Source organism: Campylobacter concisus (genome assembly GCF_002913765.1).
Lineage (GTDB): Bacteria > Campylobacterota > Campylobacteria > Campylobacterales > Campylobacteraceae > Campylobacter_A > Campylobacter_A concisus_BB.
In genome coordinates this window covers 43,030-55,904 of sequence record NZ_PPCH01000026.1, presented here as the reverse complement: position 1 = coordinate 55,904, position 12,875 = coordinate 43,030, and the positions used below count along the sequence as shown (strand labels likewise).

Genomic DNA, 12,875 nt, shown 5'->3' with positions numbered 1-12,875 from the left:
TTTTAAAATTTCATGAACGAGTAATTTCGGCTCTAAAATTTGAGCTAAGCTGTAAGCGAAGCCAAATTTTAGTAGTCAATTCTTGCGAGTGAATGGAATTTTAAAATTTACAAAAAAAGATTTTTAGAAATTTAAAGTTTTATTTCTTTGTTAAGGGGGAAGAGGCTTGAATTACGAAGTCGCTCCCTTCCCCCTTAACAATCCCCTAACCCCGACGACGTTAGAGGTTAATGCGATAGCACTGTCGTGCCGCATGTAGTTAAAAACTATAGCAAATTTTAAAATTTATGAGCGAGCATATCACGCTTCTAAATTTAGTGGCGAATAGTTATGAGCCCTAAATTTAGTAAGTTGCTAAGGCGAGTGAATAAGATTTTAAAATTTGCAAATTTCTTTTTATCAAGTCAAATAAATGTCAGACAAATTTTAAAATTTCATAAACGAGTAATTTCGGCTCTAAAATTTGAGCTAAGCGATGAGCGAAGCCAAATTTTAGTAGTCAATTCTTAGAAGTGAATGGAATTTTAAAATTTGCAAAATAGCTTGATTAAATTTGCAAATTTGCCCAGAATTTTAAAAATCTAGGCAAATTTCACTCAAATTTACTCTCTAACGACGTGTAAAAACTGCATGTGTTTGCGGTATTGCTCGATGACGTCATTTATCAGCGTGGCTTCGCTCCAGCCAAGCACGTCGTAGTCCTGACCGCCCTCTTTTAGATAGACCTCGGCTCTATAGTAAAGATCATCGCCGTCAAGCTCTCTGGTGTAGTCTGGGCTCTGGCTTTTGGTGAGATAGACGCCATATCTAAAGTCCATCTCATCGCCAAGCCCGACGTTTAAATTTACAAAATTTTCGCCATTTGTGACCTTTGCCTCAAGCCCATTTTTAGCAAATTCCTCTTTTAGCTCGTTAAAGGCTTTTATCACGACTTCGTTTAAAAATTTCTTGCCATCTTTCTTGCCTGGAAGCGTGATGATCGCACTTAGGCGCTCTTGCCACGGCTTTGAAAGATCGCTAAGAGGCATGTTACTAAAGTTATTTGTCTCTTTTTTGGTTAGATCCACGCGCAAGGCTTTAAATAGCCCGTAAATAGCACCAAGCAGTACGATCGCAAATGGCAGTGCTGTCGTGATCGTAAGTGCCTGAAGTGAGCCAAGACCACCTGCTAGCATCAAAAATGCCGCCACGACGCCCACCGTAACACCCCAAAAGACCTTTTGCCAAACTGGCGTATCGTCCTTGCCGTTTGAGCAAAGCATATTCATCACGATCGCCGCAGAGTCTGCAGAAGTGACAAAAAATATGACGATCATAAAGACTGCGATCACGCTTAGCACGCCTGAGAAGCTAAATTTCTCCAAAAACATAAAAAGTGCTGAGGCTGAGTCGGAATTTACAGTCGTTGCTAGCTCGCTAAAGCCACTTTGCACCAAAGCGATCGCCGAGTTACCAAAAAAGCTCATCCAAGCAAAGGTAAAGCCAGTTGGCACGAGAAGCACGCCGACCACAAATTCTCTTATCGTCCTGCCTTTTGAAATTTTAGCGATAAATAGCCCCACAAATGGTGACCAAGAGAGCCACCAAGACCAGTATAGCAGCGTCCAGCCGCCAAGCCAGCTATCATTTTGCTTCTCGTAGGCGTAGAGGTTAAATGTGTTTGAAATGAGCGTAGAGACGTAGTCGCCGCTGTTTTGCACAAATGACTTTAAAAGCTGCGTCGTATCGCCTAAAAATAGTATCAAAAACATAAAGCATATAGCTAGCGCGATGTTTGCGTTTGATAAGATTTTGATGCCCTTATCCACACCACTTGCCGCTGAGATAGTAGCCGCAAAACAAAGCACTATTAAAAGCGTGATGTGCATGGTTGGCAGCCCAAAAACGTGTGTAAGACCCGCATTTACCTGAAGTACGCCATATCCAAGAGAGGTCGCCACGCCAAAAAGCGTCGCCACGACGGCAAATGTATCGATAGCGTTGCCTATCTTGCCGTAAATTTTATCTCCGATGATCGGATAAAACGCCGATCTAAGCGTTAGTGGCAAGCCGTGTCTATACGAGAAAAAGGCTAGAATTAGCGCTACGATAGCATAAACTGACCATGCGCTCATGCCCCAGTGAAAAAATGTGATATTCAACGCAAGCTTTTGCGCTGCGATAGTTTGCGCGTCGCCAACTGGTGGGTTTAGATAGTGCATGAGCGGCTCGGCCACACCAAAAAATACTAGACCTATGCCCATGCCAGCAGCAAAAAGCATAGAAAACCACGAGATATTTTTGTGCTCTGGCTTTACGTGATCAGCTCCAAGCTTGATCTCGCCAAGCTTACTAAAGCCAAGAATGATGACGCTTAGCAGTATGACGGCAACGACTAGGATATAAAACCAGCCAAATTTGGCCGCGATGTAGTTTTGCATACCCTTAAAAAACTCATTTGAGAAATTTGGAAATATCGCTGCAAATGCCACTATTAAAAATATGACAATAAGCGATGGGATAAATACTGAATTGTTAAATTTTGACCTTTGAAATTTAAACATCTTTCTCCTTTTTATAAATTTCAGTTTTGCCTTAAAATAACAAAAAAGAGTAAATAGGCCAAATTTTCTCTTTAAATTTTTATGAAATTTTAAGCTCTAGCCACCAAAAATAGCCACTTCGAAATTTATCTCAAGTCGCTTTTATCTCTCTTTGGTTTTGCAAGGGTTGTTAGCACTATGACGACAAAAGCGATGCCAAATGTGATATACAAAATGATCTTTGGCGAGTCATACTCTATCCTCGACCTTGCGACCTCTTCGCCGCTTACCTCCACTAGCTCGCCACGCTTTATCATATCGCTGATATCTTTTGCGCTAAGCTCTTTAGACGCTCTTGTTAAAATTTCTATTACGCTAAGATCAGCCACCTCATAAACGCTATGTTTTATGCCATAAAATGGCTTTATCTTGCTAAAAAAATAGAGCTTATCGCCGTTTGCATAGACTGCGCCATACTCGCCATCTTTTACCAGCCCTACCTCACGCCAAGAGGAGCTTGGGGCAAATTTATATAAAGAGACTGTTTGCGCCTCTAAGTGCCTGCCATGCTTTGAGCGCCGCCACTCTTCACCTTGCTGCAAGAAATACGCTGAGCTCTCATCTACAAAAACGTCAGCATAGAGCCTTTTTAGCTCGCCTTTTAGCTGGTAGTCTGAAATTTTAGCCTGCTCGTTTTTACTGCCATCCCAAAAGTAAATTCCATCTTTGCTGGCAAAAAGAGGCCAAAACGAGTGCACGTTATCCACGCTATAAATGGCGCTATAAGGCATATTTTGAGCGCTAAATTTACGCTCATTTGCAAACACAGCCCCACTTTTTGGCTCAAAAAGATATTCTATATCGTGCTTAGCATCGTAGCATATTCGGCGCGTCTCATCTGAATATCTTGTATCAAGCTTATAAAAGCCTAAAAATAGGCTTTTGCCATCTGTGTAATATCCGCTAGGAGCGCCATTTTCTGCCGTGATGTATCTTAGCTCGCTAGGCTGTGCGTCAACCTTTTCGCCCTTATAGTAAAGCGTGCCGCCATCTCTTGCAAAGCCAGCGTCAAATATAGGCTCTAAATTTGTGCTTTCAACCCTTTTTGCCCTGTAAAAATAAGGGCTATCATCGTAGCTTTTTATAAAAACGTGAACAAGGTTTTTCATAATGGCGCCAAATTCGCTAAATCCCGCCTCTTTCTCGCTTCTAGTGCCACAATAATAGCTTATCTTGCCATCACTTATATAGCCATTGCCAAGCACTTTGGCACTTTTTGGATCAAGATCAGGTAAAATTTCTCTAGCGCAATAGACATGATTTTTATCAGCCGCCACGTTTGAGTAGTCGTATGCGTGTTTTAGCTTTAAGACCCTAAAACTAGCCTCATCGACGCCTTTTAGCTCATACTTGCCACTGCCTGAAATTTGAACGTAAATTTTACCCTCAGGCGAGCGGTAAAACTCGCTATTATCTATGTTTGCAAAGCCTCTTTGATACTCGCCCTCATGCCAGAGATAAAGCATCGCCAAAACAAAAAATAGCGTCAAAATGACAAAAAGATAAAGTATCTTAGTCGCAATTTTTCTCATTATCTATAATCATCCACCCTTTTTTTAAGCTTATTTGCTTGCTTTTTATTTTTAAAAATAGCGCCAACCACCGAGGCCACAAATGCAATGGCAAGAAATATCCAGTAGGCATATTTTTGCGAGTAATCATCAAAGTCGCTTATCGCATCGATCACCACCTCGCCCTCAGCTGGCGTCATAGCGCCTTGATCTACCATTTTTACTATCTCATCAAGTTTTAAATTCTTAACATTTGGACCATAAGGACGAGTGAGAATTTCAACCACGCCAAGGTCGTTTATATCATACACACTGCTGTTAAAACGCCAGCCGTAGCCGACGTTATCAAAATAATAGGTCTTATCTCCGTTTGCATAAACCGCTCCGTAGCCATCGTTTCTTACAAGGCCGATCTTTCGCCACTGCTCTTTTGTATCAAGCCTTACGATACACGTGTGGCGTGAGCTTAGGCTGTGATCATTTTTTGTGTTGTGCCAAATTTCATAGGTTTTTAGAAAATATGTCTTGCCATCACTTATCACCACGTCGCCATATAGCGGCGTTATCTCGCCTTTAAACGGATCGTCTCCGTCTCTTACAAACTCGCCCTCATCTATGCTGTTATACCACTGCCACTTTCGCTCCCAGTGATAGATCCCGCCTTTGCCGCGAAAGAGCGCATGATAGGTGTGCCTGTCTTCTAGGTTAAAAAGCGGTTCGTATGGGGCAAATTGGGGGTCAAATTCGTGATCATTTGCATAGACCATGCCAGAATTTGGCTCATACAGATAGTGAATGCGCCATATCTCGCCGATATCACGCATTTGCGGGCTAAATTTGATCCCTAGTTTTGTGCTGTCATAATAGACATTTTCTCCGTCAGTCGTAAAATGTATGCTCTTTCTGCCAGATGCCTGCTCGATGTATCGCATTTTGCTGGCATTTGCGCCCTCTAGCTCTTTGCCATCATGATAGACCTTTACTCCGTCGCTTGCATAGCCAAAGCCCAAGATCGCAGCTAAATTAGCGTTATCAACCTGCCTAAATTTATAGATATGAGTTTGCGCTTTTGGGGTTTTAAACATTTTATGTGAGAAGATATCCCAAAACTCTTTAAGTGCGGATATTTCGAGGTTTGTCTCGCTTTCGCTATCACAAAAATATGTTATCTTGCCATCGCCAAAATAGCCATTGCCAAGCGCCCTAACGCCATTTGGATCAAGCCCACTCATCACGAGGTTGCCACAATATACCGCCTTATCACTAGCGCCAACGTTTCTGTTGTCGTATTTGCCGGTGTCAATGTATCTAAATTTGCTGGCCCTCACGCCTATTAGCTCAAATTTACCGCCGCTTGGCACCATAGCATAGACCTTGTCATCTTTGACGTAAAAATAGCTATTATTTAACTCTTTACTATCGCCAATGTCGTCATCTAAAACAGAAACTAACCCAAAGACAAAAAAGTAGGTAGCAAAAAATATCACAACAATGGCGATCACTACAGAGATTAGTGGATGTTTTTTTAGCATTTTAGCCTCGTTTCAAATAAATTTAGCGACCTCATCATGGCGCAAAAACCTTTCATAAATTTAAATTTTAAAGTACCTAACCAAATATAAAATATCTAAAAATCAAAAACTTAAGATATGCAAATTTACCCATCAAAAACAGAAAACAAGCGGCTGCTAATGTAATAATAAGCCTAATAATATCAAATTCCAGCGTAACCCCATAATAAATAAAGACTGACGCAATAAAGCATAAATAAAAATAACAAAGCATGAAGATCAAATTTGCAATCCTTGCAAAAACTCCTGACTCTTTGCTGCTTTTTGCGATTAGCCTAATAATATCTATCTTATTTAAAAAACCAACCTTTTTATATTTTATCTCGACTAGATCGCCTACTTCATATTTATATATCAGGTGAAAATGTCTCACTAAATCTCATCTTATCAACGATAATGCTAAGGCTTACAACAGAATTTTGCCTAACAACTCTCGTATTTAGTGCGCTTATCCTACCGATCTTTTTCAAGCTACTCGAGCTCCTCAGCGATCTCTAGCACTTCAAAATACTCATTTTCTAGGCTTTCAAGCTCAGCTTTTGCCTTTTCAAGCTCTTCATAAAGCTTAGTAAGCCCCACTTCTTGATAAATTTTAGGATCGCTAAGCCCCTCATTTAGCTCGGCGACTCTTGCTTCAAGGGCTGAAATTTTATCTGGATATGTGTTTAAAATTTGCGTTTGCTTGTAGCTTAGTTTTACGCCAGATTTACTCTTTTGTTTGGCTTCATTTTGGCTATTTGAGAGCTCTTTTTCAAATTTATCAAGCTCTTTCATCTCATCCTCAAGCTCCAGATAGACACTGTACTCTTCGTGCAAGACATTTATCTTTGTGCCCTCAAACGCCCAGAGCTTATTTGCCATCTTATCGACAAAATATCTATCGTGGCTAACTAGCAAGATAGCCCCCTCAAAGCTTTGCAAGTAGTCTTCTAAGATGTTGATAGTTGCGATATCAAGGTCGTTTGTCGGCTCGTCAAGCACCAGCACGTCGTAAGTTTTAGTAAAAAGCATCGCCAGTGCCACGCGGTTTTTCTCGCCGCCACTTAAAACGCCTATCTTTTTATCTAAAAATTCCTTTGGAAAGAGGAAATTTTTAAGATAGCCATAAACATGCATATTTCGCCCACGAACTAGCACGTGGTCACCGCCATTTGGGCAAAATGTCTCTATAAGGCTCTTATCATCATCAAGGACATTTCTAGCTTGATCAAAGTAGCCGATACTTACTTCGCCCCTTTTTATCTCGCCACTACTTTGTTTTTCAAGCCCTAGTAAAATTTTAAGCAGCGTGCTTTTGCCACTGCCATTTCGCCCAACTATGGCGATCCTCTCGCCCTGCAAGACTCTTGCGTCAAATTTCTCAAAAAGCACCTTGCCGTCTATGATCTTGCTTAAATTTTTAAACTCAAAGAGCATTTTTTTGCGGTTTTGGCTCTGCGTTTGGTTGAAATTTTTACTAGCACGCTCAAGCTCTAGCCTCACTCGTCTTATCACACCTGGATTTTTCTTAGCCTCCTCGCGCATAGCAAGCACCCGCTCTTTTCTGCCCTCGTTTCGCTTTAGTCTAGCTTTTACGCCGCGCCTTAGCCACTCCTCTTCGGCCTTTAGCTGTTTTAGCAGCGTCTCATGCGACTTTGCAAGGCTTGCTAAAATCTCCTCTTTTTTGGTTAGATAGTTTGCATATCCGCCCTCGAAATTTTTTAAGCTTGCATCCTCGACCTCAACGCACCTAGTAGCGAGAGCATCGATAAAATACCTATCGTGGCTTATAAAAACTATGCTTTGATTTGAGCTTTTAAGCATATCTTCAAGAAATTTGACCATATAGACATCAAGGTGGTTTGTAGGCTCATCAAGCAAAAGCACATCTGGCTTTTTAAGGATAAGAGCACCCAGTGCCACACGCCTGATCTCGCCACCGCTTAGCGAGCAAATTGGTCTATTTTCATACTCTTTTAGCTTAAATTCTTGCAAAATTCGCTCGATCTTATGCTCGATATTCCAGCCGTCTTTTGCCTCTATAAATTTTAAAAGTCTCTCTTGCTCTTTTAAAATTTCTTTGTTTTCAGGCTCATTTGCTAGCAAGACGCCGCTCTTTTCATACTCGCTTATCGTGTCAAATATCTCTTTTAGCTCGTTATTTAGCGCATCTCTTACGCTAAATGTGGCGTTAAAATTTGGATTTTGCGCTAGCATCTCGACGCTTATTAAGCTCTGCACTATGCGTCTGCCGCTATCTGCTACCACCTCGCCAGAGATGATCTTCATAAGCGTGCTTTTGCCGCTGCCGTTTTTACCGATGATCGCTATCTTTTCATTTTCATTTACGCTAAGGCTTACGCTGTTTAAAATTTCATTTGCGCCAAATTTTTTACTTACGTCTATCAGGTCGATTAATGCCATTTTTCTCTCAAATTTTAAATTTTTTGGATTATATCAAAAGGGAGCTAAAACCTAATTTGGCTATAATCGCCCCAAAATTTAAAAAGGGAGAAATTTATGAATCTTTCTATGAAAAAACTGGTCGTCCCTATATTTTTAGATATGTTTTTGCACTTTATAACGCTCATCATAAACACCTACATGGTGACAAAAGTGAGCGTGCATCTAGTTGGCGCTATGGGTGCTGGCAATCAAGTGATGGATCTTTTTATGACCATTTTTAACTTTTTAAGCATGGGCTGCTCAGTCGTCGTCGCACAAGCTCTTGGAGCAAAGCAAAACGAGCTAGCCTCAAGCGTCATACACGCAAGTATCACGTCAAATACGGTCTTTGGTATCTTCTCAGCCATCATCATCTACGTCTTTGGCTACAACATCTTAAATTTACTAAACGTGCCAAGTGATCTCATAAACGATAGCTTCTCATACCTTCACATCCTTGGCTTTGCATTGCTCTTTGATGGCATCGGCATGGTGCTAGCTGCGGTGCTTCGCGTCTATAATCTAGCAACCGCGGTCATGCTAACTTCAGTTTTGATGAACATCATCACCATCTTTGGCAACGCCATCGCCCTTTTTGGCTGGTTTGATCTGCCAAATTTAGGCTTGCAAGGTGTTGCTATCTCGACATTTGTAGGTAGGCTTATCGGCGTTTTTGTCCTACTTTACATGCTCATACGCGTGGCAAAAGTTAGAATTTATCTTAGCAAACTGCTTGTCGTGCCGTTTGGAATTTTAAAGAAAATACTCTCAGTTGGCTTGCCAAGTGCTGGAGAAAATTTACTCTGGATGGCGCAATACATGGTCGCATTTGGCTTTATCGCGAGCATGGGTGAGGCAACTCTTAGCGTGCAGACTATCTACTTTCAGATCACTCTTCTCATCTTGCTTTGTGGAGCAAGTATCAGCGTGGCAAACGAGGTCATCGTGGGGCATTTGGTTGGGGCAAGCGAGTTTAACGAGGCCTATACAAGAACTTTTAAAGCCTTGTGGCTTGGAATTTCTATCACACTTGTCGTCGTTTTGATCGCCTACGCCTTAAAGTATAAGATCATGGACGCGCTAAATTTAGATGAGGGCTTGCGCAAGATAATGCTACCGCTCTTTACCCTCTCGATCGTGCTAGAAGCTGGCAGAACCTTTAACATCGTCATCGTAAATGCCCTTCGTGCAAGTGGCGACGCTAAATTTCCACTAGCGACTGGGCTTATCTTTATGTGGGGGCTTTCGCTGCCGCTTGGATATTTCTTAGGCATACACCTTGGCTGGGGCATCGTTGGCGTTTGGATAGGATTTTGCGCTGATGAGTGGCTAAGAGGCCTTGCAAATACATGGCGCTGGAGAAGCAAAAAGTGGCAAGAAAAACGCCTAGTTTGAGACAAAAGAGCCTAATTTTAGAATTTTATGGCTTAAGCGTTTTAATAAATTTTAAAACAAATGTAAAGGCTATGCGATTAAGAGTTGGCAAGGACGCTAAGATCACGCTTTCTATGCCATTTTATAGCACGCAAAAGATGGCTCTTAGCTTTCTAGAGACACACAGAATTTGGCTTGAAAATGCTTACAAAAAAGCTCTTTTAAATTTGCCAAAAGATGATGAGATGAAATTTCTTGGGCAAATTTATAAGATCAAATTTGATGAGAGCGTAAATGTGCCATTTTTTGAAGATAAATTTATCATAACGCCAAATTTAAAGGCACTTGAGCGCTTTAAAAAAGTAAAAGCAAAAGAGATATTTTTGGAGCTTGTAAGCTACTATCAGCCTCATATCAACAAGCCAGTTAGTCGCATCGTCATAAGAGATAGCAAAACTCGCTGGGGCAGCTGCAACCACAAAAAAGGCTATATAAACTTAAGTCTAAGGCTTATAGAAAAGCCGCTCTCAGCCGTGCGATATGTCGTGCTTCACGAGCTTACTCATCTGCTCTATCCGCATCATCAAAGCAGTTTTTATAAATTTATAGAAGCCATCATGCCTGATTACAAAGAGCAAGAGCAAATTTTAAAATCATAATTATTTTTCATCAAGTAAGTGTAAATTTAATATGTTAAAATTGCACATTACTTTACAAAAGGAAAATTTTATGAAAAAAATGATTTTTATCTCGCTTCTTGCAGCTTGCGCTCTAGCAGGTGACTTTGAAGATGGCTTGAAAGCTTATGCTGACTCAAATTTTACTGAGGCTTTGTCTAAATTTGAAGCAGGTTGCGCAGCAAATGACGCAAGATCATGCGCAAAAGCAGGTGCGATCTATCAGCTTGGAAAAACTGACGTGCCAGATAGTAGCAAAGCGCTAGAGTTTTACAATAAAGCTTGCCAAGGTGGCGAAAAAGAGGGTTGCTCAGCAGCTGGTGGAATTTATCTAGATAACGATCCACAAAAGGCAAGAGAGCTTTTTAACAAAGCTTGCGAGCAAAACGACGGCTACTCTTGCGGCATGATAGGCTCGATACTAATAGAAGCTAAGAAATTTAAAGAGGCTTACACCTTCTTAGTAAAAGGCTGCAAACTAAGCGATAAGATGTCTTGCGAGTTTGCAGGCGATCTAAAACGCTCAAAACAACTTTGATCTTTAGGCTTTATAAGCCTAAATTCTCACTTTTTACAAAATCAATAAAAAATTTATAAATAAATTTAAAAGTTTAGGCAAGAGAGCTCTTGCCTAATGTTAAATCGCTCTTATTTGATCAAGCGGTTTATCTTTTATGCCCCACTGAGTCATAAAGACAAAGCCATAAAGCCCTGCAGCCACAATGTAAGCGACAAATTCATTTGGCATTAGGCCAAATTTCACGCAGATGTTTGGCACAAGAGCTAGAGGCACGACTGGGATAAGTAGCGCCCTCTCCCAAATCCTAAGCTTAGTGACGTAGTAACCTTGAAGCAAGCTTGAAAAGGCAAACATCCCCACGATCGCCATACCAAAAACAAGTAAAATTTCAAGTGGGTTGCTCATCCAGACTATCCCTTTTGAATCAAGCGGATCACTCGTGTTTATGCTTTCAATTAGCATAAGTTTGTTGTTAAAGAAAAAGGCAAATGGCAAGATCGCCGTTCTTAGATCGTAAAAGAATCCTTGAACGCCAACAGTTATTGGATTTGCTTTGGCAATGCCCGCTGCTGCGTAGGCTGCGATGCCAACTGGTGGCGTGTCATCAGCTAAAATTCCAAAGTAAAATACAAAAAGATGCACAGCGATGGCAGGGATCAAAAAGCCATTTTTATGCGCCAAAAACAAGATAACTGGCGCAACAAGGCTTGAGACGACGATGTAGTTTGCTGTCGTTGGAAGACCCATGCCAAGAATGAGCGACATAAGAGCTGTTAAAACTAGGATCATCATGATGTTATCGCCTGCTAAAAGCTCGACTAGATCAGAGAGCACCTGACCAAGGCCAGTAAGCGAGATAGAGCCCACGATGATGCCAGCAAGCGCTGTTGCGATGGCTATTGTAGTCATGCTCTTTGCAGCTGCGACCATCGCCCAAAATATATCCTCAAAGCCAAGAAGCACGTCGCTTAGCCCCACTTTTTCGCCTGAAGCTAGCTTTTTAGTTGGCTCTTGAAAGATCATTATCAAAAATAAAAATCCAATAGCATTAAACGCTGCAGCTATAGCTGACTCTTTTGCTATTAAAAGCGTGTAAAGCAGGATCAAAATAGGCGTTATATAGTGAAGACCACTTACAAAAATTTTAAATCTTGAGTGAAATTCGCTCTGATTTATGCCTTTTAGTCCAAGCTTGACACTCTCTAAATGCACGATGAAAAATAATGACAAATAACAAGCAAATGCTGGGATGACCGCTGCCATCATAACATTTGTATATGTCATACCCAAAAACTCAGCGATGATAAAAGCAGCCGCACCCATGATAGGTGGCATGAGCTGTCCATTTACGCCAGCTGCGACCTCAATGGCTCCAGCTTTTGTGCGTGAAAGGCCAGCTTTTTTCATAAGCGGTATGGTAAATGTACCAACGGTTACGACGTTTGCTGTTGAGCTACCTGAGACCATGCCGGTTAGGCCACTTGCGATGACTGAAGCCTTGGCTGGGCCACCTCTATATTTACCAAGAAGTGAGAAGGCTAAATTTATAAAGTATTGTCCAGCGCCTGCTCGCTCTAACAATGAACCAAAAAGAACAAAAAGGTAGATAAAACTAACGCTAACGCCAATAGGCACGCCAAAAACGCCCTCTGTTGTCAAAAACATGTGACCTGCGATCTTTTCAAAGCTAGCGCCTTGGTGAGCGATGATGTCTGGCATATAAGGGCCAAAGTGATCATATATCAAAAATAATATACAAATGATAGGAAGCGCTGGCCCCATGACACGTCTGCCAGCTTCAAGCAAGACAATGATCGCTAAAAACGATATGACAATATCTTGAGTGATATAATCCCCTGTCCTATCAGCTAGCTCGTAAAAATAAACCGCTGGATAAAGCACGGCAACAACGCCTACCACGCAAAAAACTAGGTCGTAAAATGGCAAACTTGAGTGAGCCTTTTTATGAAAAGTGACTGGATAGAGCAAAAATACAAGCCCAACCGCAAAAGCTAGGTGCACTGAGCGCGAAATGTTAGTATTTAGTGGGAAATACGCTATATAAAGCTGAAAAACTGACCAAGAGAAACACGCAAATGCGATGAAATAGTTGTAAATATTGCTATTTATCTCCCTTGTCTTTACCTCGACAAATTGTTCTTCGTTGTCATTAACTTCGTTCATCTTTCTCCTTTAAAATTTAAATATATAAATTT

The 12,875-nt window shown here is 41.2% G+C and carries 9 protein-coding genes; 3 read left to right on the top strand and 6 right to left on the bottom strand.

Annotation, left to right across the window (positions count from 1 at the left end; translation table 11 throughout):
• Nucleotides 1-602: 602 nt before the first annotated feature.
• From CYO89_RS09545 to abc-f, 5 genes are all read right to left on the bottom strand, one after another.
• Nucleotides 603-2,543, bottom strand: coding sequence for a BCCT family transporter (locus CYO89_RS09545; protein WP_103598106.1), 1,941 nt, complete (start codon nucleotides 2,541-2,543; stop codon nucleotides 603-605).
• Between the two features lie 125 nt (nucleotides 2,544-2,668).
• Nucleotides 2,669-4,114: a DKNYY domain-containing protein gene (locus CYO89_RS09540; protein ID WP_103598105.1), complete on the bottom strand. Its 1,446-nt coding sequence runs from the start codon at nucleotides 4,112-4,114 to the stop codon at nucleotides 2,669-2,671.
• Nucleotides 4,114-5,625 (bottom strand): DKNYY domain-containing protein, encoded by a 1,512-nt coding sequence (locus tag CYO89_RS09535; RefSeq protein WP_103598104.1) that lies wholly within the window; start codon nucleotides 5,623-5,625, stop codon nucleotides 4,114-4,116. The genes CYO89_RS09540 and CYO89_RS09535 overlap by 1 nt, the downstream gene beginning before the upstream one ends.
• A gap of 386 nt (nucleotides 5,626-6,011) precedes the next feature.
• Nucleotides 6,012-6,134 (bottom strand): hypothetical protein, encoded by a 123-nt coding sequence (locus CYO89_RS10645; protein WP_258032564.1) that lies wholly within the window; start codon nucleotides 6,132-6,134, stop codon nucleotides 6,012-6,014.
• Between the two features lies 1 nt (nucleotide 6,135).
• Complete coding sequence (abc-f, locus tag CYO89_RS09525; protein WP_103598103.1) at nucleotides 6,136-8,067, bottom strand: ribosomal protection-like ABC-F family protein; 1,932 nt, start codon at nucleotides 8,065-8,067, stop codon at nucleotides 6,136-6,138.
• 96 nt (nucleotides 8,068-8,163) lie between these two features.
• On the opposite strand from abc-f, the gene CYO89_RS09520 reads away from it, so the two are divergent.
• From CYO89_RS09520 to CYO89_RS09510, 3 genes are all read left to right on the top strand, one after another.
• Nucleotides 8,164-9,483, top strand: coding sequence for an MATE family efflux transporter (locus tag CYO89_RS09520; RefSeq protein WP_103598102.1), 1,320 nt, complete (start codon nucleotides 8,164-8,166; stop codon nucleotides 9,481-9,483).
• Nucleotides 9,438-10,121: a YgjP-like metallopeptidase domain-containing protein gene (locus CYO89_RS09515; RefSeq protein ID WP_103598101.1), complete on the top strand. Its 684-nt coding sequence runs from the start codon at nucleotides 9,438-9,440 to the stop codon at nucleotides 10,119-10,121. Before CYO89_RS09520 ends, CYO89_RS09515 begins: the two co-directional genes overlap by 46 nt.
• A gap of 70 nt (nucleotides 10,122-10,191) precedes the next feature.
• A complete protein-coding gene (locus tag CYO89_RS09510; protein ID WP_103598100.1) occupies nucleotides 10,192-10,677 on the top strand; it encodes a tetratricopeptide repeat protein in 486 nt (161 codons plus the stop codon).
• 99 nt (nucleotides 10,678-10,776) lie between these two features.
• Here the strand turns inward: CYO89_RS09510 and CYO89_RS09505 are convergent, their stop codons facing one another.
• Nucleotides 10,777-12,843: a TRAP transporter permease gene (locus CYO89_RS09505; protein WP_103598099.1), complete on the bottom strand. Its 2,067-nt coding sequence runs from the start codon at nucleotides 12,841-12,843 to the stop codon at nucleotides 10,777-10,779.
• Between the last annotated feature and the right edge of the window lie 32 nt (nucleotides 12,844-12,875).

What these genes read in the sequence shown, in the direction of transcription:
- CYO89_RS09545 (WP_103598106.1), bottom strand. Translation starts at nt 2,543, where the DNA reads ATGTTTAAATTTCAAAGGTCAAAATTTAACAATTCAGTATTTATCCCA.
- CYO89_RS09540 (WP_103598105.1), bottom strand. Translation starts at nt 4,114, where the DNA reads ATGAGAAAAATTGCGACTAAGATACTTTATCTTTTTGTCATTTTGACG.
- CYO89_RS09535 (WP_103598104.1), bottom strand. Translation starts at nt 5,625, where the DNA reads ATGCTAAAAAAACATCCACTAATCTCTGTAGTGATCGCCATTGTTGTG.
- abc-f (WP_103598103.1), bottom strand. Translation starts at nt 8,067, where the DNA reads ATGGCATTAATCGACCTGATAGACGTAAGTAAAAAATTTGGCGCAAAT.
- CYO89_RS09520 (WP_103598102.1), top strand. Translation starts at nt 8,164, where the DNA reads ATGAATCTTTCTATGAAAAAACTGGTCGTCCCTATATTTTTAGATATG.
- CYO89_RS09515 (WP_103598101.1), top strand. Translation starts at nt 9,438, where the DNA reads ATGGCGCTGGAGAAGCAAAAAGTGGCAAGAAAAACGCCTAGTTTGAGA.
- CYO89_RS09510 (WP_103598100.1), top strand. Translation starts at nt 10,192, where the DNA reads ATGAAAAAAATGATTTTTATCTCGCTTCTTGCAGCTTGCGCTCTAGCA.
- CYO89_RS09505 (WP_103598099.1), bottom strand. Translation starts at nt 12,843, where the DNA reads ATGAACGAAGTTAATGACAACGAAGAACAATTTGTCGAGGTAAAGACA.